We start from the raw sequence: 24442 nt of genomic DNA on the forward strand, positions 1-24442 counted from the left end.
ACAGGTCGGGCGCCGACCCATGCGAGGGGAGACCGGTCAACGATGTTCACTCTGGTACGGAGCAGAGTACGGACGGCCGCGTTCGCGCTCTCGGCGGTCGCGGCCCTCGCCTTCGGCGGGACCGCGGCGAACGCCACGACCGGCGCGGCAGCGGCCCCCGCTCCCGCGAAACAGGGGCCGACCTCGGTGGCGTACGTCGAGGTGAACAACAACAGCATGCTGAACGTCGGCAAGTACACCCTCGCCAAGGGCGGCGGCAACGTCTTCGACGTCGCCGTGGTCTTCGCGGCGAACATCAACTACGACACGGGTACGAAGGCGGCGTATCTGCACTTCAACGAGAACGTGCAGCGCGTCCTCGACAACGCCGCCACGGAGATACGGCCGTTGCAGCAGAAGGGCATCAAGGTCGTCCTCTCGGTGCTCGGCAACCATCAGGGCGCGGGCTTCGCCAACTTCCCTTCCCAGCAAGAGGCTTCGGCGTTCGCGAAAAAACTGTCGGACACCGTGGCCAAGTACGGCCTCGACGGCATCGACTTCGACGACGAGTACGCGGATTACGGCAACAACGGCACAGGCCAGCCCAACGACAGCTCGTTCGTGCACCTGGTGACGGCACTGCGCGCGAACATGCCGGACAAGATCATCAGCCTCTACAACATCGGCCCGGCCGCGTCGCGCCTCTCCTACGGCGGCGTCGACGTCTCGTCCAAGTTCGACTACGCCTGGAACCCGTACTACGGCACCTGGCAGGTTCCCCGCGTGGCACTGCCCAAGTCGAAGCTGTCGCCGGCGGCTGTCGAGATCGGCAGGACCGCGCAGAGCACGGCCGCCGGCCTCGCCCGCCGCACCGTCAGCGAGGGGTACGGTGTCTATCTGACGTACAACCTCGACGGCGCCGATCGCAGCGCCGATGTCTCCGCGTTCACCAGGGAGCTGTACGGCAGCGATGCCGTCTACACGCCGTGAGGCGACCGCACGCCCCGGCGCGCGTGCCTCGGCCGGCCCGTTTCCCCAGGCAGGCGGCGCAGGTGTGCACGTCATGGACGTGCGGCGGGCGGGTCCGCTCAGCTGAGGAGTTTGGCGAGCTGGGCCATCTCGGTGGGCGGGTCGATCACCGGCTGGATGAGGAGTTCGTCGATGCCGGCCTGTTCCAGGGCGGTGATGCGGGTGAGGAGGTCGTCGCGGGTGCCGACCAGGGCCAGGGTGTTCATCAACGAGGGCAGGACCAGGTCGCGGTCCTGCGGCGCGATGCGTCCGAGGTAGTTGGGGTAGAGCTTGGTGTGCCGGTCCGGTGCGGTGGAGGTGGTGCCGCGCCGGTCAAGGAGCCGCCGCACCGCCTCGCCTTCCTCAGGGCCGAGTTGCTCGGCGAAGGCGGGTGTGTCGGCGGCGAAGGCCAGTAGCGACATGACGAGGTGGCCTGTGGCGTCCCGGGCCGGGGCGCCGTGGGGGTCCTCGTCCTCGTCGAGGAGGTGGAGCGAGGTGACCACGTAGGAGTCCGCGTGGGAGTCGGGGTCATGGGGTGTGGCCTGGGCGGCGTGACGGCGGGCGTCGTGCATCGCGTGCCAGGCGGTGGGGTCCAGCAGGCCGAAGGAGATGAGGCCGGTGCCGCGGCGGCCGGCGACGGCGGCGGCCTTGGGTCCGAGCAGCGCGGCCACGACGAACTCGATCGGGTCGGCGGTGTTCACATGCGCCCGGGTGTGCAGGAACCGGATGTCGCGGACCCGGTCACCTTCGCGGTACTCCGTCGAACGTCCGGCGCACAGGTCCTGCAGCGCGGCGGTGAAGTTCTCCAGCCTGGCCGCCGTGGTCGGCCGCATGCCCAGGGTGCGCCGGGCGGTGTTTCCGGTGCCGACCCCGCAGATGATCCGGCCCGGTGCCAGGGCGTTGAGGCTGGCCAGCGCGCTCGCGGCGGCCGGGGCCGAGCGCAGCGCCGGTGAGGTCACGCCGATGCCGAGCCTGATGCGGCTGGTGGCCTTCGCGCACAGGCTCAAGGCGACGAAGGGGTCACCGTGGACCATCGGGGTGTCGTAGACCCAGAAGCTGTGCAAGCCCATCTCCTCGGCCCGCAGGGCGAGGTCCTCCACACCGGGGTGCGCGGCGACAATGACGCCCGTACGCATCAAGACCTCCAAGGTGTGCGGATGGGATCGAGCATGCTCAGCATGGCAGTTCCCGGCGCAGGCCCGTTGCGGAGTCGCGTGATCTCGTACCGGCGCAGACCGGATGGCCGTGCCTGACGCAACGAAGCACCGTTGGGGTCGCCGACGCCTGCGCGGTGCGTATCGCGCCCGGTGCCGCGACCATCCGCCGGGTGCCGGAGCGGGCGGGTCCGCCCAGGTGGGCTGGCCGACTTGGCCGGTGGCGATCCGCGGACGCCTCATTTTAAAACGGTGCGTCTCGATTCGATTCATGTAGCCTCGGAGCCATGCCGCCCGCACCTGAACCGGTCCGACCCGGCCGCAAGCGCAGTGAGGACAGCCGCACCGCGATTCTCGCCGCCGCCTGGGAACTCACGGTCGAGCTCGGCTACCCGGGACTGACGGTGCAGGGGATCGCCGCGCGGGCGGGCACCGGCAAGCAGACCGTGTACCGCTGGTGGCCGTCAAAGGCCGACGTGCTGCTCGACGCGCTGGTACTCAAGGCCGATATCCAGATCGGGCTCGACGATCACGGCAGCTACGCGGCCGACCTCCGCCAGTTCCTCGACCGGTCGTTCGCGCTGGCCCTCGACCCCTCGATCATGCGCGTGATGCGCACGCTGATGGCCCAGGCCCAGATCGACCCGGAATTCGGCGCGGGCTTCCGCGAACGGTTCCTCGCCCGCCGCCGCGCCGCCTTCGAGGTCCTGGCGGACCGCGCCGTCGAGCGGGGGGATTTCCCGACTGGCCGTTCACCGGCACTCGACGCTCGGATCGTCTTCGGCCTCCTCTGGTACGAGGTACTCGCCGAGCCTCCGCCGCTCGGAGCGAATCCCACCGGCGAGCCCCATCGGGTCCTCGTCGATGCCCTCATCAACCTCCTCACCCACAGTCCCGTGCGGGAAGGACCGGCATGACCACCACGACCATCGCGATCACCGGCGCCACCGACGGCCTCGGCCGCGCCCTCGCCCTGCGCCTCGCGACCGAAGACGACGTCCGACTCGTCCTGCACGGCCGCGACCCCGCCAAGCTCGAACGGCTCATCGCCGAGATCCTCAAGTCCGGCGCCACCGCACCTGTCACCGCGACCGCCGACCTGTCCGACCTCGCCCAGGTGGCCGGGCTGGCCGATACCATCGCGGACAGCGTCGACACCCTCGACGTGCTCGTGAACAACGCGGGCATCGGCTCAGGCGAGCCCGACGGACGCGAGCGCCGCACCAGCCGCGACGGCCATGAGCTGCGCTTCGCGGTGAACTATCTGGCGACTTTCCTGCTCACCGAGAACCTGCTCCCGCTCCTGCGGGCCTCCGCGACCACGCGGCACGCCGCCCGCGTGGTCCACGTCTCTTCCCTGGGCCAGCACCCGCTCGACTTCGACGACCTCATGCTCGAGCGCGGCTACTCAGGCACGCGCGCCTACGGCCAGAGCAAGCTCGCGCAGATCATGCATTGCTTCGACCTCGGCGGACGGTTCGCGCCCACCGAGCTGACCGCCACCTGCCTGCATCCCGGCACCTACATGCCGACAAAAATCGTCCTGTCCGAGATCGGCGTCACCGCCGACACCCTCGACTCGGGAGCCGAGGCCACCCGCAGGCTCGCCGTCGACCCCGCCCTCGAAGGCACCACCGGCCAGTTCTTCGACCGCCTCCGGCCCGCCCGCGCGATCGACCAGGCATACGACGAACAGGCCAGGGCGACCCTGCGTGCCCGCAGCCTCTCGCTCGTGGACGGCCACCTCGCGACGGCGCGCTGACCCAAGCATGGCCACCCTGCGGCCTGGGCCCGGGACCAGGCCGAGATCCGGCCAGGCTTGTTCTGCCACGACTACGGTCGTAGCATGCTCGGCTCGCCGGATCGGTCCTCCTGACCGTGGCGCGTGACGAGGTGCAGGGAAGTAGTCGGCGTGGCGGGGGAGCTGCCGAGCTGCTGGGGCGCGTTGTCCGAGGCCAGCGCCTTGCGGCAGCGCCCCGGCGCCTGGCCCGGTGCGACAGAGCCGCGGCCAGGAGCGCGACGAGAGCCGCGACCGGAGGTCGTTCGCGGGCGCCCGGTCCTGTGGCGGTATCGGCCTGCGTGGCACTGGTGGCATGCGCGTGCGGTCCGGAGGAATCGAAGGAGGACACGGACGCGAAGCCTTCGCAGCCGTCCGCGGCCACGCGGGCCGAAGAGCCATCGGCAACGCCGCCCGTGTCCGCTCGGACCGAGGCCCGCCTACCGTTAACCCGGCGCCAACCACCGGTGAACTCCGTACAACCAGCTCCGCCCTTCGACGGTCACACCAGATGACCCGTACCCGTCGACCGAGTGGGAGCCTCCGTGCCACACAGCTGCCGCATCCTGACGTACGCCATCGCAGCCGGCGCTGTGGCCACCGCCGGGTTGGTGTTCCCGTCCGGCGCCACCGCTGCCGCACCTCGTACCGCCACGAGCGACTTCAACGGCGACGGCTACGCGGACCTCGCCGTCGGCGTCCCGGACGGGACCGTCGGCGGCCAGGCCAAGGCCGGGTACGTGAACGTCGTCTGGGGCGGCCCGAAGGGCGTCGGCTCCTACGGAAGCGTCCGTGTCACCCAGGCCACTCCCGAGGTTCCCGGCACCCCGGAGGCGGGCGACCGCTTCGGCGCATCCGTGGCCCTGGTGGACCTCAACGGCGACGGCATCGCGGAACTGCTCGCCGGTGTCCCCGGCGAGGACGTCACCGACCGCGGTACGGACGCGGGCATGGTCATCGCCATAGGCGGCTCGACGGACGAGCCGGGACCGGGGGCGACGGTCCTGACCGGGCCGTCGCCGTCGGCTGCGTACGGCACATCGGTCGCGGCGGCCGAGCTGACCGGCGACGACAACAAGGAGATCGTGATCGGCGGCACGGACAAGGTCGTCGCTCGTGTCATCCAGGGGGAAGACAGCGTGATCACCACGGTCGTCGCCGCCCCCATGGGCGGCCGCGCCCCCGTCCTGGCCACCGGCGACTTCGACGGCGACGGCCGCGACGACCTGGCCGTGGCGTACTGGACCGCGGGCAACCCCAACACGCAGTCTCACGTGCGCCTGTGGAAGTGGGACACCGACCGGTCCGAGATGGCCAACTTCTGGAACACGGACAACGCCGGCGTGACCGCCCTGGCCGCCGGCGACTTCGACGGTGACGGCCACGACGACCTGGCCCTCGGCGAGTGCCGTGAAATCGCCGACGAGAACATCGACGACCCGTGCGGCCCCGAAGAACTCGCCAAGGGGGGCGGCGTCCACGTCCACTACGGAAGCCCCGCGAGCGGCTCGTTCGGCCGCCGCGCCCAGACTCTCAACCAGGACACGGCGGGTGTCCCGGGCGTGGCCGAGGACGGCGACCGCTTCGGCGCCGCCCTCGCGGTCGCCGACGTCAACCGCGACGGCCGCGACGACCTGATCGCGGGCGCTCCTGGTGAGGCCATCGGAAACAAAGCGGGGGCGGGCGCCGCGTGGCTGCTCTCCGGCAGCGATCAGGGCCTGCTCGACGCGGGCGGCGCTGCCACATCCGTCTCCTGGAACCAGGACACGCCCGGTGTCCCGGGCGTCGCCGAGGCGGGCGACACCTTCGGCGCGGCGGTCGCCTCGGGCGACTGCAACGCCGATGGTGTACCGGATGTCACGGTCGGCTCCCCTGGCGAGAACGCCTCCCTGGGCGCCGCATGGCTCTTCCGCAGCGGCTCGGCCGACGGCTCGACGGCCCTCTCGCCCCGCACGCTCGGCCTCCCGAACCTGTCCACGGCTCAGAAGTACGGCAAGCCGCTGAGCAGCTGAGCAACCGCTGAGTGCGCCCTACGGTCGTTGTGCCCACCCCCACAGCGTCGGCTCGCCCGCCGGGCGACGGGCCGGCACCTCCCCGCCCGGAGCACTCGATGTACGCCTCGACGGCTGCCCAACGCGGGCCGTTCGCCCTCGGCCACGAATGCGTGGCCCGCGTCACCGACATCGGCGACCGGGTGACCAGCGTGGCCCCCGGCGATCTGGTCGTGGTGCCCTGGTCCATCAGTTGCGGCAGCTGCGCCCCCTGCAGCGGCGGGCTCACCGCCCACTGTGCGTCGGTTCCGCACATGGCCATGTACGGCGCGCCGATCGGTGGCAGCTGGGGAGGGCTCTTCTCCGACCTGGTCCGCGTCCCGTACGCGGACGCCATGCTGGTCCCGCTGCCGGTCGGCCTCGACCCGGTCGCCATGGCCTCGGCCGGCGACAACTGGTCCCTTGCCTGGCGCCTGGTCGCCCCGCACCTGGGGGCCCGTCCCGGCGCCCGGGTCCTGGTCGTCGCCCGCGGCAGCATCGGCCTGTACGTGTGCGACATCGCCCGCGCTCTCGGCGCCGGCGACATCCTCTACGTCGACCCGGACGTCGAGCACTGCCGTCTGGCCGAGAACTACGGCGCCCGCACAGCCGAGGCGATCGAGCCGATCCCGCACGCCCTCGACCTCGCCGCCTCCGGGAACGTCTCGCCCGAACGCGTCGTCTCCCGCGTCCTCGACTGGGAGCAACTGCCCGACGCGCTGCCGGAGAAGCACCTCAAGCCCGTCTTCATACGCGACATCACCCCGCTCCAGGCCCCGGCCCCGAGCTGACCCCTCCACCCGGCTGCGGTACGTGGCCCCACGCAACGAAAAGCCTCGATGACATCGCCCTTGCCCCACACACCCTGCACCGCGTGGCGGACGGCGTACACAGGCTCGCCGCACAACTGACCGGGCGCCGCCGCGCACGTGCGGAAGTCCCCGCGACGGAGTCCCAGGTGTCGCGGTGGCAGACCAACGTCACGGACGAGACCCGCCCTTCGCGCGCGGTTCGTTTGCGGGACGTGAGTGAGGCGTTTCCAGAACGTCAGTGGCTCCGGGGAAAGTGGTGTCCACACCGCGGGAACGACCAAAGAAGACTCCCGCACGAAACGCAGGGGGAAACCGATCATGCGTACTTCCCGGATTCGCACCGTCACCCTGGCCGCCGTCACCGCCGCGCTGGCGCTGGGCCTGACCGCCTGCGGTGGCGCCGACGGCGGCTCGAAGGCGGCGGGTGGCGACAACGCCGCCGGTACCGCGCAGAGCCGGTCCGCGTCCAACGGGGACGGCAAGGGCGGCGCGGAGCAGGCCAACAGCGGCGGTGACACCAAGGCGGGCGCGCGCTCGGCGACCGCCTCGGGCGGGTCGGACGAGGTCGCGAGCAAGAGCACAACGGTCGCCGCCCAGCAGTGCCGCGGCGACGAGACGCTGGTCACCGCGGTGCACCGGTTCGCCGGGCAGCAGGGCGACCACCTGCTGGTCACCGCGTCGAACGAGGGCACCAAGCCATGCTGGGTCACCTCCTACCCGGCCGTGAAGCTCGGCGACGACGACGCCGTACTGCCGCACTCGAAGAAGGACAACCCCGGCGGCGACAAGCGCATCACGCTCCAGCCCGGCGGCAAGGCGTACAGCGCGGTGAACCTCTTCACTTACGGCTCGAAGAACCAGACGGCGCAGTCGTTCGCCATCGCGCTGCGCGGCGCGGACGGTCACGACGGCCCCTTCTACTCCGTCGACGCCAAGGGCGAGAAGCCGCGGTTCAGCTGGAACGAGGCCGACGTGCTGAACTGGAGCACCGAGAAGCCGTACGACTTCTGACGGGCCGTCGGCCGGTGACGCGTCAGTTCGGGACGCGCCGCACGGCGCGTGATCGCCGTGGCCGGCAACCTCAGCGAGCCGGGCGCCGCCGTGCTCCAGCGCCCGGCGTGACCACCGGTGTTCGTGGTCTCCTTCATGCGCGTCGGCCCCATGTCCTGTTGCTGCCGGAGCCCGTTGGCGCGGCGGGGTTTCCGGTCATGTGGCCAGGTCCAGCCATTCCCCGACGGCCAGCACGTGTGCGCGCCGTCCGGCGTGCGTGCGGAACTCATTCTCCGGGTCGGAGACCTCGACGTAGCCCGCGATCTTGTCCGGCTGCTCCGCCTCGTAGTGCATCGGCACCGCGTACCGGGCGGCGAGGATCTCCGCGGCCGCGGCGGCCTGCCTCGGGTCCATCGCGGCGGGCAGCGGGCTCGGCGGCTGCAGGTGCGGCGCGTCGACCACCGCGCCGTTGGCGGGCAGGAACGCCGCGTCGAACGGGCTGAACCGGCGCGCGATGAGCCACCAGTAGCCGTGGAACATCGTGTCGCCGCCGTGGAAGACCCGCTGCCCGTCGGCCTGCACCACCCAGTTCAGCTGCGGGTCGCCCAGCCCGTCGACGGAGGGGACCGCGGTGACGCGGAACGGCCCGGCTTCGCGGGTGGACCAGGCATCCACGACCTCGGCAGCCAGCCGGTGCAGGGCCAGCTCGCGCTCGGCCGGCAGCGTCGTCACGTTGTCCACGTCGTCGCCGTGACCGGGCGCCGGTCGCAGCACCGGCGCCCCCGGCGTCAGCGCGTCCGCGAGCGCGGACGCGTCGGTGTGGTCCCGGTGCAGGTGGGTGACCAGTGCGGCGGTGACCTTTCCGCTCGGCACCACCAGCCCCTCGCCGGGCTTCCACCCCGTGAACAGCGGTGAGAGGTCCCGCACGTAGTCGATCACCAGTCGCTTGCCGCCCGCCTCGATCTCCAGTCCGGCCCAGCCCAGTCGTCGCACCCGCATCCCGCACTCCTTCGTCCCGGTGGTTGGTTGCCGCGGAATTTATCGTACGGTCGTTCGCTAAATCAATAGCGAACGCACGTACGCTATCCTCGTCACATGTCACCACGACGCTCAGCGGCCGAAGCGCAGGCCACCAGGGGCCGGATCCTCGGCCGTGCCGCCGAGATCGCCTCCGAGGAAGGGCTGGACGGCATCACCATCGGCCGGCTCGCCGAGGAGCTCGAGATGAGCAAGTCCGGGGTGCACAAGCACTTCGGCACCAAGGAGACGCTGCAGATCTCCACGCTGGACAAGGCGTTCGTGGACTTCTGGCACCGGGTGGTCGAGCCCGCGCTGGCCGAGCCGCCGGGTCTGCGACGGCTGCGCGCGGTGTGCGCCAACTCCGTGGGCTACCTGGAAGCGCCACTGCTGCCCGGCGGCTGCCTGATGACCGCGGCGCTCACCGAGTACGACAGCCGCCCCGGCCGGGTCCGCGACGCGGTGGCCGAGGTGTGGTCGCGCTGGCGGGAACAGCTGCGGGCGGACCTGACCGCGGCGGTGGAGAACGGCGAGCTACCCGCCGGGTTCGACATCGACCAGGCGCTGTTCGAGATCGTCGCCGCCGGGCTGGCACTGAACGCGGCCATGCAGCTCCAGCACGACCGGGCGGCCGCGGGCCGGGCCCGCCGCGCGATCGAGCGGGCCTTGGACCAGCGCTGACCGCACGCCGGACCGGGCACTGGCCGAGCACGCCAAACGAGAGACCTACCCAGAGGTGATCGAGCAGCCCCCGCCGACTTCGCCACCCGGATTACGGCCACCTGGCGCGTTCCTGCTGGTCAGCCCTTATCCGCCGGAAATTTCCCGAGTGCTGCGGGAACCCCGCGAGGGCGCGGTCGAGGCCGGCCTGGACGCCGAACTGCCCGTGGTCCCGCTCCCGGACCCGAGCGACCTGCGCGACCGCGACGTACTCGGAGCACCAGGGAGGCGAGAGCGGTGACCACTCGCCGCCCCCTGAGCGTCGGTCCTCACCCGTGAGACGCTTCACCGCTGATGCGCGTGGCGACCGACGCCGCGTCAGTACGGCAGTGCACACTCGGGGGGAGTCCATTCTCCCCGGAGGCGTCATGCCGCAGTCGGAGCCAGGTGATGCACGGATGCGGGCCTGTGGGGTCGCCGAGATGTCCGGTCCGGTCCAGTCGCTACGGCTGCCCAGGCCCCAGTCACCCGGGCCGGGCGAGATCCTGCTCGACGTCCTGGCCGCCGGGGTCGGCCCCTGGGACCGGCTGCTCGCCTCCGGTGGATGGGACGTGGGCCTGCGCCTTCCGGCGGCCCTCGGGGTGGAGGGCGCAGGTCGTGTCGTCGCCGTGGGGCCGGATGTCACGGCCCCTGCCGTGGGTGACCTGGTGCTGGCCCACAGTGCTCCGCTGCCCGGTCACAGCGGCTTGTGGGCCGAGCGGGTGCTGCTGCGCGCCGCGGACGCGGCACCTGTGCCGGAAGGTCTGGGCCCGGCGCGGGCGGCGGCCCTCCCCGTCAACGGCCTGACCGCCTGGCAGGCTTTGGACTGGCTGGACCTGTCCAGCGGCATGCGCCTGCTGGTGACGAACGGAGCGGGAGTGACCGGAGCCCTCGTCCTGCAACTCGCGGTCGCGGCCGGAGTCCGTGTGACGGCGACGGCGTCCCCCCGCTCCTTCGACCGGCTGCGCCGCCTGGGCGCGGCAGATGTCATCGACTACCGCCGCCCCGCCTGGCCGCGCGAGGTCGGTCGCACCTTCGACGCGGCGCTCGCCGCAGCCCCCGGAACGGCCGCCACCGCCGGGGAACTCGTCCGTCCGGGTGGCCGGCTGTGCTCCATCACCTCGGACGCCCCGGCCGCGAGCGCTGAACTCACTTCGACCGATCTCTACGTCCGTCCGGACGCGGAGACTCTCGCTGTCCTCGCCGGCCAGCTCCGCGACGGCGTACTCGATCTGCCCACGGAGGTACTCCCCCTTGAGGAGGGCCCCGGTGCCTTCGACCGGTCCTCAAGGGGCCTCACCGGCGGAACCAAGCTCGTGCTCCGCGTCACCGGCCCGGCTTCCTCGGACACCATGCCGGCGTAGAAGCCCAGCGGCTCAGTTGCTGGGACCATCCGGAACGGCAGGCCGATGTGTGAGCCGACGAACGCTGTCAGCATGAGCACGGGCCCTGCGACGAACACGGCTGTGCCCAGTCGGCGCCACGTCGTGCCGGGTGTGGTCGTGTCCCGGACGAGGCGGCGCCACACGTACCAGTGCAGACCGCCGATGACAGCCAGAAGCACCGGCACGGCCAGGACAAGGACGGTGGCCACGGCGTAGGAGCCCTCTCTTACGTTGGGGGGCCTTGAACATCACCTCGGTGCCCGTCTTCAGCGCTCTGGCCCACCGGGCGCCTGGGCCTTCGCTGTGGTCGAACACCCGCGGTTCCAGAGCGTTTCCGTGGTAGTCCCACACCGTGTACATACGCGGTATGTCGGTCAACAGGCGACGGTGCCTGCCGGTGAGGTGCCGGTCAGGCGCGCGTCGCCAGGGCGGTTCGGTACGCCGGTCCGTGCAGGCAGCGGGTTCCCGCGATATCAGAGGGCTGAGATCATCGGGCGATCGGCTCGGGCTGCCGGCTCTCCCCGGCCGTTTCCGTGGGGCCTTCGACTGACAGGTGCGGAAGGCGCTTGTCGAGCCAGCGGGGAAGCCACCAGTTGGCCTTGCCGAAGAGGTACATCACGGCCGGGACCAGGACCGTCCGCAGGACGAACGCGTCGATGGCCACGGCGGCGGCGAGGCCGATGCCGAACTCGGCGACGATCCGCTCGCCTCCGAAGCTGAAGGCGATGAACACGGCGAACATGATGGTGGCCGCTGCGGTGATGACGCGTCCCGTCTCGGCCTGGCCGACTGCGATGGCCCGCCGGTTGTCGCGGGTGTGGACCCATTCCTCGTGCATGCGGCTGACGAGGAACACCTGGTAGTCCATCGACAGGCCGAACAGGACCGACAGCGTGATGACCGGCAGGAACGCCTCGACGGGGCCGGCCGCGCCGAGCCCGAAGGGCTCCGAGCCCCAGCCGTACTGGAAGAACGCGACGATCACGCCGAACCATGACGGCGGCTGTGAGTGGCATGAGCAAGCTGCGGAACGCGACGAGCAGCAACACGCGGCCGAGCGTGACGATGACGGTGAGGAACAGCGGGAGCTTGCCCGTCAGCACATCGGCGAAGTCGTCGAAGACCGCCGTCTGGCCGCCCACGTAGACCTTGAGCGTGCTGTCCTGCTCGGCCGGCGGGATCACGTCGTTCCGGAGGTGGGTGATGAGATCCGCGGTCTCCTTGGACTGCGGCGACGTCTTCGGGACGACCTGGACGACGCCGATCTTGGCGTCGGGCTTGGCCGGCAGGACGGTTGCGGCGGGGACGCCCTCGGTGCGGGATACCCGCGTGGTCAGGTTCCGCAGGGTCTGCTGATCGGAAGCGGTGGGCGTCTCCGCGACGAGTTGGAGCGGGCCGTTGAACCCGGGGCCCAGGCCGCGCACGGCGCCGAAGCCGTCCGCCTGGCGGCAGAGCTACGCCCCGACGTCGTTCTCATGGACGTCCGCATGCCCGGCATGGACGGCATCGAGGCCACTCGCCGCATCGTCGCGGCCGGCGACCGCTCCCGCATTCTCGTGCTGACCACCTTCGATCTCGACGAATACGTCCACGCTGCCCTCCGGGCGGGCGCCAGTGGGTTCCTCCTGAAGGATGTGCGCCCCGAAGAACTCCTCGCCGGTATCCGGGCCGTCGCCGCCGGCGACGCCGTGATCGCTCCCGCACTCACCCGCCGCCTCCTGGACGAATACGCCCAGCACCTCCCGCGACCTGTCGATCGCCCGGCTCAGGAGGCGAGACTGAAAGCTCTCACCGGCCGTGAGCGCGAGATTCTCGTCGCCATCGGCAAGGGCTGGACCAACGGCGAGATCGCCGCCCACTTCGTCCTGGCCGAGTCCACCGTCAAGACCCACGTCCGACGCATCCTGGCCAAGATCGGCGCCCGCGACCGCATCCAGGCCGTGATCTTCGCCTACGACCTCGGACTCGCTCGACCCAAGACCGGTTGAACCGGTGAACGAGTCGGCCTCACGAGCGGCATGTGGTGGACGTCGACGCCGTATCCGCTGTCCGCGCAGCCCCACAGCCCCGCCGCGCCCAACTGCGCATCGCCGTTCGGGTGCGGCGGGGCGGGGCACTGCCCCCGCGAGGGAGAGTGCCGCTGTGGGCTGAGCCGCACGGCCCCGTGCGCACCAAGAATCGGCTGGCACGTCTCGTCAGTGGGTTGCTAGCGTGACCGGCATGTCGACTCCGCGTGTTTCCTAGCGACCCGTTCCGCCTCGGGGACAGGTCTGCCTTCAGGAAACCACGGAGAGTATGCGGTGATTACAGTTTGTGATGTGGATGTGCGGGTCGGCGCGCGTCTGCTGCTGTCGGACGTCAACTTCCACATCTCACCCGGCGACCGGGTCGCCCTCGTCGGGCGCAACGGAGCGGGCAAGACGACGCTCATGCGCACGATGGCGGGTGAACTGCGGCCCGCCACCGGGACCATCAAGGCGACCGGACCGGTCGGGTACCTCGCACAGGACCCGCGCGGAGCCGACCAGAACCAGACGGTCATGGATCGGGTCCTGGCCGCCCGCGGCCTGGACCGCGTCACGGCCGCACTGCGCGCCGCGGAGACCGCCATGGCCGAAGCCCGGTCCGACACCGAGCGGGACCGGGCCATGCGCGCCTACACCAGGGCGCAGGACGAGTTCGACGTCCTCGGGGGATACGCGGCCGAGGCCGGTGCCGCACAGGTGACCGCGGGCGTCGGGCTGCCCGACCGGGTACTGACACAGCGGCTCGGGGAACTGTCCGGCGGGCAGCGCCGGCGGGTGGAGTTGGCGAGAATTCTCTTCGCCGAGCAGGACACGCTGCTGCTCGACGAACCGACCAACCACCTCGACGCCGACTCCGTCGCCTGGCTGCGTACCTTCCTGTCGGGGTTCCCCGGCGGACTGCTGATGATCAGTCACGACACCGATCTGATCGCGGCCGTGGCGAACCGGGTCTTCCACGTCGACGCCGAACGGCTCGCGATCGAGGTGTACAACACCGGTTGGCGGCGCTACCAGGCCGACCGCGAGGCCGCCGAGCGCAGGAGGGCCAGGGAGCGCGCCAACGCCGAACGCAAGGCGGCGGCGCTGCGCGCGCAGGCGGAGAAGATGCGATCGCACGTGGCGACCGCGGTGGCCGCCCGGAACATGGTCCGGCGCGCGGACACCATGCTGCGGGAACTGGAGCCGGCGCGCAGGGCCGAACGCGTGGCCCGGGTGCGGCTGCCCACCCCGGAACCCTGCGGTCGCATCCCGCTGGCGGCGGTCGGCTTGGCCAAGTCGTACGGGGAGCACACGGTCTTCGACGGGATCGACCTGGCCGTCGACCGGGGCAGCCGTCTGGTCGTGCTGGGGCTCAACGGTGCGGGCAAGACCACGCTGCTGCGCGTCCTGGCGGGTGAGGAGCGGCCCGATCGGGGACGGGTGGTGCCGGGCCACGGCCTGCGTCTGGGGTACTTCGCCCAGGAGCACGACACGCTCGATCCCGCCGCGACGGTGTTCCAGACGCTGTCGTCCTCGGCCCCGGGGCTGACCGACGGCGAGGCGCGACAGGTGCTGGGCGCGTTCTTGTTCCGAGGCGACGACGCCGACAAGCCCACCGGTGTGCTCTCCGGCGGCGAGAAGACCCGGCTGGCGCTGGCGTGCCTCATCCACTCCGGCGCGAACGTGCTGCTGCTCGACGAACCCACGAACAATCTGGACCGGGTCTCCCGCGACGAGGTCCTGGCCGCCGTGGGCGACTATCCGGGCGCGGTCGTCATGGTCACCCACGACCGCGGCGCGGTGGAGGCACTCCGCCCCGACCGGGTTCTCTTCCTCCCCGACGGGGAGGAAGACCTGTGGAGCGAGGAGTACGCCGACCTGATCTCCCTGGCCTGATACCGCACAACGCACACGTTTGCCGACTGTCAACAGGTGACAGATGCGCGCTACTATGATCGTTCGGATAGTCGAAGGGGGTTCTGTCGTGGCTGGTCAGCCGCTATCCAGTCTCACTCGCACGATGACACTCCGGGAGCGTGCCCTGGTGGCGCTGCGTACGGCCATCACCACTGGTCAGTACCGCCCCGGTGATCATCTTGGCGAGGTGGAGATCGCCGAGCGGCTGTCCGTGAGCCGGGGGACGGTGCGAGAAGCCCTGCGTCACCTCCAGCAGGAAGGTCTGGTCACCGCGGGTTCGCGCGGGATGCTGCGCGTCTCGCAGCTGACCCCGACGGAGGTCCGTGAGCTGTTCCAGGTCCGGGAGGCGCTGGAAAGCCTGGCGGTCGCGCAGATCATCGCGTCACCGCGGCGGGAAGAGGCCGTGAAGGCTCTCCGCGCGGCTCTGGAGCAGTTGCGGCAGGCCCTTGAACGAGGCGTGGACCTCGATGTGACGGTGGAAATGGACCTCGCCTTCCATCTGCTGTTGTGCGAGCTTTCCGGCAATTCGATGCTGCTCAAGACATGGCGTCACCTCGAGGGGCCGATCCGTGTGGTGATCATGAGCGCCGCTGGTGAACGCCGTGAGGTGGCCATGTCCGCGACGGGCCATATGCCGATCGTTGACGCGATCGAGCGCGGGGACTCGGCGGCGGCCCAGCAGGTCCTGCACACGCACATGGCCTCGGCCATGCAGCAGCTTGGAATCGAACGCGACGTCTCCCGCGACGCCGAGATCGCCTGACGGGTTCGGTGCGGCGCACCGTGAAGCGCCATGGCCGCGGTTGCTCGACTGCCTGACCCAGGACGTTGACCACCGCCTGACGCCGGCTGCCTGAACCGGCACATTCCCGACCGCAGGTCCCGCCCGGCAGCCCGGGCGGGACCTGCGGTCCGCCTGTCCCGGGACGGTCGGTCTCCGAGGGCGACGGAAGATCCGCACCCCCGGAAGGGTTGACACCGCTTCCTCCGCGGCACAACATCACTCTCGACTGTTAACAGACAACAGCCGACACGAGGAGCTTCGGGACAGCCACCTCGTCCACGATCAAGGAGGATCGGTATGGCTGGCTTCATACCGCCGGGCCAGGCGGCTCAGGGGTCGCCCGAGCGCCTGAGAGTCGCGGTGGGATGCGGGATCGGCGCGACCATCGAGACCTACGACTTCATCGGCTTCGGAACGGCCGCCGCCCTGTACTTCGGCGATGTCTTCTTCCCCGACTCGGACCCCATGTCCGCGACGCTCCTGTCGTTCGCGACGCTGGGGATCGGGTTCGCCGCCCGTCCGCTGGGCGGCGTCATCGCCGGCCACCTCGGGGACCGTATGGGCCGCAAGCCCGTCCTGGTCGGTTCACTGCTCCTCATGGGCATCGCGACCGTCCTGATCGGATGTCTGCCCACCTACCAGATGGTCGGGGTCTGGGCACCGATCCTGCTGGTGATCGTCCGCGTGATCCAGGGACTCGCCTTCGGGGCCGAATGGGGCGGAGCGATCCTGATGACGTTCGAGCACGCCCCCTGGCGACGACGCGGCCTGTACACGGGCATCACCCAGGCCGGCTTCCCGGTCGGCCTGCTGCTCGCCAACCTCGCGTTCCTCTTCAGCGATCACACTCTGAACGACACCTGGGCGTGGCGTGTGCCGTTCCTGCTCAGCGCCGTCCTGATCGTGGTGGGCATCCTGATCCGTCTCAAGATCGATGAGTCCCCCGAGTTCCAGGCGCTGCAGCAGTCCGGCGACGTCGCCAAGAACCCGCTGCTGGAGGTCTTCCGCGAGGACTGGCGCAATGTGCTGCGAGCCTTCTGCCTGCGGAGCGCGGAGACCGCGGGCTACGCCGTCTCCGTGACCTTCGTCCTGTCCTACCTGGACGACGGCGACGCCCCCGACATCTCCAGCGCGGTCAGCCTCACCGCCCTGGTGACCGCCGCCGCCCTCGGCATCGCCGCCACCACGCTGTGGGGCAGCCTGTCCGACCGGATAGGGCGCCGGCCGGTGTACCTGATGGGTTGCACGGTGATGCTGCTGTGGGGCGTCCCGATGTTCCTGCTCGTCAACACCGAGACCGCCGCGCTGGTCCTGATCGCCTTCGTCATCAGCTACACCGTCTGCCAGAACGCCCTTGCCGGTGTCCAGGGCGCCTGGTTCTCCGAACTCTTCGCCACCAAGACCCGCACGGCCGGAACGTCCATGGCCTATCAGCTCTCGGCGGTCGTCTCGGGCTTCACCCCCATGATCGCCACAGCGCTCTATTCCGCCACCGGATGGGCCGGGCCCGCCGCTCTGTTCAGCACCTACGGGCTGTTGGGCCTGGTCGCGACGCTGACCACCCGCGAGACCTGGGGCTCGGCGGAGAGGGACGCCGCAGACCGTGCTGTGAGCCCCTCGTCTCTCCCCGCGGGACCGACCGTTTCCAAGGCCGTGCGATAAGCCCAGCGAGCCGTCTCGACCGGTTGCCCGTGCTCGCGGAAGCCCATCACCCTCCGATCCCGGAAATGAGGAAGAACGTGCCACCGACCCCACCCGCTTCGACACCCGTCAGGGCAGGGAGCCCGATGTCCCGCGCCGAGCGTGTCAACGCGCTGAAGGAATCCGCCTACCGCATTCGCCGGTACGCACTGGACATGGGGGAGGTGCAGGGGCAGGGCTACATCGGCCAGGCCCTCGGCGTCGCGGACCTGCTCGCCGTCGTCTACAAGGACGTCCTCAACCACCGCCCCGCCGAGCCGGCATGGCCGCGGCGCGACAGGTTTCTGCTCTCGATCGGCCACTACGCCATCGCTCTGTACGCGGCCCTCGCCGAGGCCGGTGTGCTGGACGTCGCCGAACTCGCCACCTACGGGAGCGACGACTCACGCCTCCCGATGTCGGGCATGGCCTCCTACACCCCCGGCATGGAGATCTCCGGCGGCTCCCTCGGCCACGGGCTGGGAGTCGCCACCGGAATGGCGCTCGGCCTCCGGCACCAGGGGAGTGACGCACACGTGTACAACCTGCTCTCCGACGGGGAGCTCGACGAAGGCTCCACCTGGGAGGCCGCCCTCGCCTGTGCCCACCACGGCCTGGACAACGTCACCGCCATCGTCGACGTCAACGCCCTCCAGGCGGACGGCCCCACGAAAGGCGTGCTGCGCACCGAACCCGTCACCGCCAAGTGGGAAGCGTTCGGCTGGCACGCGGTCCGGGTGGACGGCAACGACATCGAAGCGCTCGTCGCGGCCTTCGACTCCTTGCGTCGCCACCACGGGACACCGGCCGTGCTGATCTGCGACACCCGGATCGGACGAGGGGTGCCGCTGCTGGAGACCCGGGAGAAGGCGCACTTCATGCGGGTCGAGGCGCACGAATGGCAGATCGCACGCGACCAGCTGACCCAGCAGCACACCGGAGGCTTCGACGCGCGGGGCGCGTGACGAAGCCATCCCGACAGACGCGACCTGACGCACCTTGGAAGAAGGAAGACGCCGGATGAACCCCTCTGCCGCGGCTCCACCGCGCAAGCTCACCACCTCCGCCATGATCGCCTCCATCGCCGAGGAGGGGCAGCGCACCACCAGAGCCCCCTTCGGCCACGCCCTGTCCCGGCTCGCCCAAGAGCGCCCCGACGTCGTGGGGCTCTCGGCGGACCTGGCCAAATACACCGACATGCACGTCTTCCGCGACGCCCACCCCCAGCGGTTCTTCCAAATGGGCATGGCCGAACAGGCCATGCTGGGGGCGGCCGCCGGACTGGCGGAGGTAGGTCTGGTCCCGTTCGCCTCGACCTACTCCGTCTTCGCCACCCGGCGCGCCTACGACTTCCTGTGCCTGGACATCGCCGAACCGCGCCTCAACGTCAACGTGGTCGGCGCCCTCCCCGGGCTGACCACCGGTTACGGCCCCAGCCACCAGGCAACCGAAGACCTGGCCATCCTCCGCGGCATGCCCGGACTGACCATTGTCGACCCGGCCGACTCGGTCGAGATCGAACAGGCTGTCCCCGCCCTGGCCGCTGCCCCCGGCCCCACGTATATGCGGCTGTTGCGCGGGGCCGTACCCACCGTGCTCGACGAGTACGACTACCGCTTCGAACTCGGCCGCGCCGCCGAACTGCGCGGCGGGCGCGACGTGCTCTTCATCTCCACCGGGTTCATGACCACGCGCGCCCTCACCGCGGCACACGAACTGCGGCGGGACCGCATCGACGCGGCAGTCCTCCATGTGCCCACCATCAAGCCCTTCGACCAGGAAACCGTCCGGCGCGAAGCCGCCGACGGACGCCTCGTGGTGACCCTCGAGAACCACAGCGTCATCGGAGGGCTCGCCGAGTCGGTCGCCTCCTGCCTCGCCTTCGCCGGAACCGCGGCACACATCGTCCCCATCGGCCTGCCGGACGCCTTCCTCGACGCCGGTGCTCTGCCCACCCTGCACGACCGCTACGGCCTGTCGGTGGCCGCGATCACCGCACGTGTCCGCGAAGAACTCTGACGTCGGCATCCCAGCGTGCAGGCACACACACAAGGAGTCACCCATGGAAGCCCAGCACACCCCCCGCACCGCCGTCGTCACGGGAGCGGGATCCCGCCGCGGTATCGGCCGCGCCACCGCGCACGCCCTGGCCACCGCGGGCTATCACATCGCCGTCCTCGACGTGGACAAGGAGGCAGCCGAGGACACCGCGCGAGAAGTGGCCGCGCAACACCGGGTCGAGGCCCTGGGCATCGCCGCGGATGTCACGGACATCGACGCCGTGGACGCCGCGACGACCCAGGTCGAGGCGGCGCTGCCGCCGATCGGCGCCCTCATCAACAACGCCGGAATCACCTCACCCACCCCGTTCCTCGACGCGACACCCGAGGAGTGGGACAGGATCTTCGAGGTCAACGTCCGTGGCAGCTTCCTGGTCACCCACCGCGTGGCGCCGGGCATGGTGGAACGGGGCTTCGGCCGCATCGTCTTCCTCTCCTCGGTGTCGGCAGAGCGCGGGGGCGGAGTCTTCGGTGGCGTGGCCTACTCGGCGGCCAAGGCCGCGCTCCTGGGCTTCTCCCGGTCCCTGGCCCGCGAACTCGGCCCGTCCGGCGTCACCGTCAACTCCGTCGCACCTGGCCTGATCGACACCGAGATCACCGAGGGGAAACTCGACAGCGCCCGGAAGGCGGCCATGATCGCCGATATCCCGGCGCGCCGCATCGGCGGAGTCGACGACGTCTCCGATGTCATCGCCTTCCTCGCTCGGCCCGAGTCCGGCTATCTCACCGGTGCGACGTATGACGTCAACGGCGGCTCACACATGCACTGAGTCTCTCGTCCGGACGGTCCGCTCCTGCGGCCCACACTCAGCCTCTGGCGCCGGCGGCTTCCGATACGCCCGTGCGCCACCGGTGGGGGTCAGGGATGGGCCTCGTCGGTCGTCAGGCCGGCGAGAGCCGCTTCGACCGCCGCCAAGACCTCCAACGGGGCCTTGTCCAGGGGTTCGCGGAGTGCTCGCCCGGCCCGCCACCGTGTGGTCCGGCGGAAGGTGTCGGCACGCGCCGCGTCGATGCCGCGGATCGCTTGGAGCACGGCATCGTAGGCCCGCTGATCGTCGATGATCGTGGCAAGGCCGCTGCTGAGGGTCAGTCTGGTCCGTGGGGCAGCGGCCCGCGGATGGTCTTCGGTCCACGTGTGGGCGCCGCTCCCCACCTCGTATCGGGCACCGGAGGGAAGCTCGACGACACCGCGGGTGTTCGGTGGTATTTCCGCGTGGAAGCGCACCGTGTGGCCTTCGCGGCGCCATCCGGCACACGCTCGTCCGTACGGCGTCTCGTGCCATGCCGAGGCGTCATCGAGGTCGCCCAGCAGGACGGGGGCGACCCGGATGACGCGGTAGGCCGGTTCCCGTGGGGAAAGCCCGGCGACCCGTCGGTGGAGCCAGTCGGCCACGGCGCCCAGCGCGTAGTGGTTGAACGAGGTCATCTGCCCCGGGTTGACCGTCCCGTCCTCGAGCATCGAGTCCCAGCGCTCCCACACGGTGGTCGCGCCCATCGTCACCGGGTACAGCCAGGAAGGGCATTCGGTCTGGGTGAGCAGCCGTGAGGCCGCGGCGGCGTGGCCTGTCGCGGTGAGTGCCTCGCAGATGATCGGGGTGCCGACGAAGCCGGTGGTGATGCGATAGCCGGCGGAGCGGACGAGGTCCCGGAGGCGATCGCCCAGCGCCTGCCGCTGCTCATCGTGTGCCAGGCCGAAGACGATCGCGAGGGCGTAGGCGGTCGGCGCGTCGGACATCATGCGGCCGCGCGGTGTGATGTACGCGCTGCGGAAGGCGTGGGCGATGTGTGCGGCCAAGTCCTCGTAACGACGCGCATCGGCGTCCCGGCCGAGCAGGGCGGCCGCCCTGGCGGTCAGGTCCGCCGAGCGGAAGAAGTAGGCGGTGGCCACGATGCCCGCGTCGGTTTTGGCGTCGCCGGGGCGCTCCGGTGGCGCGTCCGGGTCGAGCCAGTCACCGAACTGCAGCCCTTCCTCCCACAGCAGGGTGCCGCCTGTCCGGGACCGTACGACGTCGACCCAAGCCGCCATCGCCTCGAAGCAGCGCTCCAGGATGTCCCGGTCGGCGAAGCGCTCCCAGAGGACGGCCGGTACGACCGTGATGGCGTCTCCCCAGGCCGCGACCGGTTGGAAGAGCCCTGGTACCTGCGGAATCACGGCCGGCACGACCACCGGTATCACCCCGTCCGCGGCTCGCTGCTCGAGCACGGCATCCTCCAGCCAGGACCGGAGGAAGGCGTCACAGTCGTACAGGAACGCGGCGGTCGGCGCGAAGACCTGGATGTCTCCGGTCCAGCCGAGGCGCTCGTCGCGTTGCGGGCAGTCGGTCGGGATGGAGAGGAAGTTGCCTCGCATGCCCCATACGACGTTGTCGTGGAAGCGCTGCAGGAGCGTGTGTGAGGTGGCGAAGCCGCCGGTTCTCGGCATGTCGGTGTGGACGACCGCGGCTGACACGTGTTCGGGGGTGAAGGTGCCCGGCCAGTTGTCCACCTGCACATAGCGGAAGCCGTGAAAGGTCCATCGGGGTTCCCAGGTCTCCTCTTCCGCGCCGCTGAGCACGTAACTGTCGGTCGCGGCGGCGTTGCGGAGGGGCCGGGTGCCGAGTTCGCCCTGTTCCAGCACCTCGGCGTGGCGCAGGGTGACGGTGTGCCCGCGTTCCCCTCTGACGCGGATGCGGACGCGGCCGACGAGGTTCTGCCCGAAGTCCAGGATGGTCTTGCCGCTCGGTGTGGTGAGGACGCGCTCGACGGGACGGTGCTCGATGACGCGGACCGGTGGCAGGGTGCGCATCGTCGGGGTGACGTCGGGTACGGCGACGATGCCGACCGGGGCCCAGGCCGCGTCCTCGAACGACGGGGCGGACCATTGGGGGATGTCCATCCGGGCGTCGTAGGTTTCGCCCTGGTAGAGGCTCGCGGACACCACCGGCCCCCGCGACCAGCGCCATCGCTCGTCGGTGAGGACGGTGTCCACGGTTCCGTCCTCGTATTCGAGCGTGAGCTGGGCGGCGGCGGCAGGTGCGCCCTCGTAGAAGCGCCGGGCGGCGTCCCGGAAGCCGTACCGCTCGGTGTACCAGCCGCCGGTGAGGGTGATGCCGAGAGCGTTGCGGCCGGGGCGCAGGTGTGCGGTCACGTCCGCGACCTCGAGGTTGAGACGCCACTGGTAGCTCGTCCAGCCGGGTTTGAGCTCGGCATCGTCGACGGCCGTCCCGTTGATGTGTATGTCGTAGGCGCCGAACGCGGTGGAGTGCAGCAGGGCCCGGCGCACCTGGCCCCGTACGTCGAACACGCCCCGCAGCAGGTGAGGTTCTTCGGCGCCCGAGCCGATGAACCGCGCGTGCCAGGTATCGGCGGGGAGGAAACCCGCGGTCACTTCGGAGTCGGCGCTCCAGGGGGACGCCGACCCGTCGTGGCCGTGGACCCGCACCCGGATGAGGACCGTCTCGCCGGGCCGCAGCGGTGCGAAGGGCCAGGTGACGAGGACGGAATCGGGTCCGTCGATACGAGCGGTGGTCGTCCGTCCGTCTCGTGTCATGGCGATGTCGGCCGCGGTCTGGACCCACGACGGCAGGCCGGTGGCGGTCTTCCAGGACAGTGGCGGGCGAGGGTCCGCCACGAACGTCTCGTCGGTCCATCCGACGCGCACGGCGTGGACACGCACCGTGTGTTCCTCGGGGGTCATCGGGCGTCTCCGGCAGCGGGGGTGGTCAGGGGGCGGGGTGCCGCGGGAGCTCCCCGCGACACGCGGACGCGACGGATGACCAGCATGCCGATGGCTCCCGAGACGAGGGCGAAGAAGGCCAGCAAGTAGTAGAGGACCGACGGGCTCCAGTCGATGAGAGCGGGCGTGACCAGCGCGAACGCTGATGCGATGAAACGTGCGACGGCCATGGTGGCGCCCTGCACGGTGGCCCGTGCGTTGACCGGGAACGACTCCTGGGTCCAGATCTTGTAGAGCGCCTCACCGACGAACGGGAAGCCGATGTTGTACAGGACCAGCGCGGCGACCATCGCGGGCAGGACGGCACCCCCTGTGACCGCGATGAGCAGCTGACACGCGGTGAACACCGCGACCCCGGCGACGAAGAACCGGCTGCGCCACTTGGTGTCGGCGATGCGGGTGAACACGATCGTGCCTGCCAGACCGATGAGCGTGGTGCCGAAGGAGAGCGCCGTCGCCACGGTCTGGGAGGTGCCCCCGACGGTGACGAGGAAGTAGGTCTTGAACGAACCGAAGGTGTTCGCGACCAGGGTGAAGAACAGGTAGAACAGCGCGGTCAGGACGATCATCGCGGCGAAGGTCCGCTCGCGGAACAGCGCGCGCACCGGGAGCGCCTGGGAGGGGTCGACTCCCTCGGCGGTGTGCCGGGCGTCGGCTTCGGTCTCCAGCTCCCGGAACGGCGGGTAGAACGCGCGGAAGGCGAAGGTCGCGACGGCGAGCACGGCCAAGGTCGCGAAGATCAGTCCGATGCCGAACGTGCCGAGTGCGGACACGGCGAAGCCGAGGGAGGTCGTGAAGACCACGCCGGCTGTCCACATCACGTGGGTGAAGGCCACGAGCCTTCCCTGAGTGCCCTCGGGTGCCCGCTCGGAGAGCACGGCGATCGAGGTGGGCAGGTCGGCTCCGGCGGCGACACCGATCACGATGACACCGGCGACCAGTACGGCGGAGTTGGGAGCGAGTGCCACCGCCAGCGCGGCTGCCGCGTACAGCAGAATCGTCAGGGAGAACACTCGTCCGCGGCCGATGAGGTCGGCCAGTCGTCCTCCGGTCAGTGCGCCGACGGCGATGAACAGCGTCAGCGTCGATCCCAGGACGCCGACGGTCCACACGTCCAGACCGAAGCTCTCCTTCCACAGGGCCAGCCCGAGGCCGACCGAGATGATCGCTCCTGAGTCGAGGAACGATGCCATGCCGGCGGCCACGGCCAGCATCCAGTGTCTGCGGTCGAGCCGCGGTGAGGCCGTGTTCAACTCCGCCATGAGGTGCTCCGCTCTTCACCGGCGGACTCTCGACGCCGGGCGGTTGGTAATACGTTTTACTAGCCCTGCAGGCATGAGAACACGCTGACTCTCAGGGCCGTCAAGAGGTCGGCAAGCAAAATGGTGAATCGATTTAAAACATCGACGCGGCGCCGACCCGGCGAGGA

At 70.4% G+C, this 24442-nt stretch carries 20 protein-coding genes and 1 pseudogene; 16 read left to right on the forward strand and 5 right to left on the reverse strand.

Going from position 1 to position 24442, the window contains the following annotated elements; translation table 11 throughout:
• Positions 1–42: 42 nt before the first annotated feature.
• On the forward strand, positions 43–969 hold the full coding sequence (locus ACZ6TD_RS38180) for an endo-beta-N-acetylglucosaminidase H (protein WP_471345428.1): 927 nt from the start codon (positions 43–45) through the stop codon (positions 967–969).
• A gap of 98 nt (positions 970–1067) precedes the next feature.
• On the opposite strand, the gene ACZ6TD_RS38185 is transcribed toward ACZ6TD_RS38180, so the two are convergent.
• Positions 1068–2123, reverse strand: coding sequence for an LLM class flavin-dependent oxidoreductase (locus tag ACZ6TD_RS38185; RefSeq protein ID WP_471345430.1), 1056 nt, complete (start codon positions 2121–2123; stop codon positions 1068–1070).
• A gap of 305 nt (positions 2124–2428) precedes the next feature.
• Between ACZ6TD_RS38185 and ACZ6TD_RS38190 the strand changes: the two genes are divergently transcribed.
• From ACZ6TD_RS38190 to ACZ6TD_RS38210, 5 genes are all read left to right on the forward strand, one after another.
• A complete protein-coding gene (locus ACZ6TD_RS38190) occupies positions 2429–3058 on the forward strand; it encodes a TetR/AcrR family transcriptional regulator (protein WP_471345432.1) in 630 nt (209 codons plus the stop codon).
• Positions 3055–3903, forward strand: a complete 849-nt coding sequence (locus ACZ6TD_RS38195) for an SDR family NAD(P)-dependent oxidoreductase (protein ID WP_471345433.1) — start codon at positions 3055–3057, stop codon at positions 3901–3903. The genes ACZ6TD_RS38190 and ACZ6TD_RS38195 overlap by 4 nt, the downstream gene beginning before the upstream one ends.
• Before the next feature lie 560 nt (positions 3904–4463).
• Complete coding sequence (locus tag ACZ6TD_RS38200) at positions 4464–5930, forward strand: FG-GAP-like repeat-containing protein (protein WP_471345435.1); 1467 nt, start codon at positions 4464–4466, stop codon at positions 5928–5930.
• 98 nt (positions 5931–6028) lie between these two features.
• Positions 6029–6739, forward strand: a complete 711-nt coding sequence (locus ACZ6TD_RS38205; RefSeq protein ID WP_471345437.1) for an alcohol dehydrogenase catalytic domain-containing protein — start codon at positions 6029–6031, stop codon at positions 6737–6739.
• A gap of 339 nt (positions 6740–7078) precedes the next feature.
• Complete coding sequence (locus ACZ6TD_RS38210) at positions 7079–7771, forward strand: DUF4232 domain-containing protein (protein ID WP_471345439.1); 693 nt, start codon at positions 7079–7081, stop codon at positions 7769–7771.
• Between the two features lie 195 nt (positions 7772–7966).
• On the opposite strand, the gene ACZ6TD_RS38215 is transcribed toward ACZ6TD_RS38210, so the two are convergent.
• A complete protein-coding gene (locus ACZ6TD_RS38215; RefSeq protein WP_471345441.1) occupies positions 7967–8749 on the reverse strand; it encodes an MBL fold metallo-hydrolase in 783 nt (260 codons plus the stop codon).
• A 96-nt stretch (positions 8750–8845) separates the two neighbouring features.
• On the opposite strand from ACZ6TD_RS38215, the gene ACZ6TD_RS38220 reads away from it, so the two are divergent.
• The 3 genes from ACZ6TD_RS38220 to ACZ6TD_RS38230 all read left to right on the forward strand — a co-directional run bounded on the left by ACZ6TD_RS38220 (position 8846) and on the right by ACZ6TD_RS38230 (position 10830).
• Positions 8846–9448 carry a TetR/AcrR family transcriptional regulator gene (locus tag ACZ6TD_RS38220; protein ID WP_471345443.1) on the forward strand — a complete coding sequence of 201 codons (603 nt, stop codon included), beginning with the start codon at positions 8846–8848 and terminating at the stop codon, positions 9446–9448.
• Positions 9449–9596: 148 nt separating this feature from the next.
• Complete coding sequence (locus ACZ6TD_RS38225) at positions 9597–9728, forward strand: hypothetical protein (RefSeq protein WP_471345445.1); 132 nt, start codon at positions 9597–9599, stop codon at positions 9726–9728.
• 157 nt (positions 9729–9885) lie between these two features.
• Positions 9886–10830: an NADP-dependent oxidoreductase gene (locus ACZ6TD_RS38230; RefSeq protein ID WP_471345446.1), complete on the forward strand. Its 945-nt coding sequence runs from the start codon at positions 9886–9888 to the stop codon at positions 10828–10830.
• Between the two features lie 508 nt (positions 10831–11338).
• On the opposite strand, the pseudogene ACZ6TD_RS38235 reads toward ACZ6TD_RS38230, so the two are convergent.
• Positions 11339–12269, reverse strand: a pseudogene (locus ACZ6TD_RS38235) (MMPL family transporter); the annotation flags it as partial.
• Here ACZ6TD_RS38235 and ACZ6TD_RS38240 point away from each other — a divergent pair.
• The 7 genes from ACZ6TD_RS38240 to ACZ6TD_RS38270 all read left to right on the forward strand — a co-directional run bounded on the left by ACZ6TD_RS38240 (position 12207) and on the right by ACZ6TD_RS38270 (position 20068).
• Positions 12207–12839 carry a response regulator gene (locus ACZ6TD_RS38240; RefSeq protein WP_471358418.1) on the forward strand — a complete coding sequence of 211 codons (633 nt, stop codon included), beginning with the start codon at positions 12207–12209 and terminating at the stop codon, positions 12837–12839. The pseudogene ACZ6TD_RS38235 and the gene ACZ6TD_RS38240 overlap by 63 nt on opposite strands.
• Positions 12840–13151: 312 nt before the next feature.
• Complete coding sequence (locus ACZ6TD_RS38245) at positions 13152–14753, forward strand: ABC-F family ATP-binding cassette domain-containing protein (RefSeq protein ID WP_471345448.1); 1602 nt, start codon at positions 13152–13154, stop codon at positions 14751–14753.
• A gap of 148 nt (positions 14754–14901) precedes the next feature.
• The gene (locus ACZ6TD_RS38250) at positions 14902–15537 is read left to right on the forward strand and encodes a GntR family transcriptional regulator (protein ID WP_471345450.1); all 636 of its coding nucleotides are present in this window, start codon (positions 14902–14904) and stop codon (positions 15535–15537) included.
• Positions 15538–15855: 318 nt separating this feature from the next.
• Positions 15856–17220: an MFS transporter gene (locus ACZ6TD_RS38255; protein WP_471345452.1), complete on the forward strand. Its 1365-nt coding sequence runs from the start codon at positions 15856–15858 to the stop codon at positions 17218–17220.
• Positions 17221–17345: 125 nt separating this feature from the next.
• A complete protein-coding gene (locus ACZ6TD_RS38260) occupies positions 17346–18203 on the forward strand; it encodes a transketolase (protein WP_471345454.1) in 858 nt (285 codons plus the stop codon).
• 55 nt (positions 18204–18258) lie between these two features.
• A complete protein-coding gene (locus ACZ6TD_RS38265; protein WP_471345456.1) occupies positions 18259–19257 on the forward strand; it encodes a transketolase family protein in 999 nt (332 codons plus the stop codon).
• A gap of 43 nt (positions 19258–19300) precedes the next feature.
• On the forward strand, positions 19301–20068 hold the full coding sequence (locus ACZ6TD_RS38270) for an SDR family NAD(P)-dependent oxidoreductase (RefSeq protein WP_471345457.1): 768 nt from the start codon (positions 19301–19303) through the stop codon (positions 20066–20068).
• A gap of 89 nt (positions 20069–20157) precedes the next feature.
• Here ACZ6TD_RS38270 and ACZ6TD_RS38275 read toward each other — a convergent pair whose 3' ends face one another.
• Together ACZ6TD_RS38275 and ACZ6TD_RS38280 are read right to left on the reverse strand one after the other, a co-directional pair.
• A complete protein-coding gene (locus ACZ6TD_RS38275; protein WP_471345459.1) occupies positions 20158–22974 on the reverse strand; it encodes a family 78 glycoside hydrolase catalytic domain in 2817 nt (938 codons plus the stop codon).
• Complete coding sequence (locus tag ACZ6TD_RS38280; protein ID WP_471345461.1) at positions 22971–24275, reverse strand: MFS transporter; 1305 nt, start codon at positions 24273–24275, stop codon at positions 22971–22973. The genes ACZ6TD_RS38275 and ACZ6TD_RS38280 overlap by 4 nt, the downstream gene beginning before the upstream one ends.
• Positions 24276–24442: the final 167 nt, after the last annotated feature.

The sequence above is a fragment of the Streptomyces yongxingensis genome (assembly GCF_055597465.1).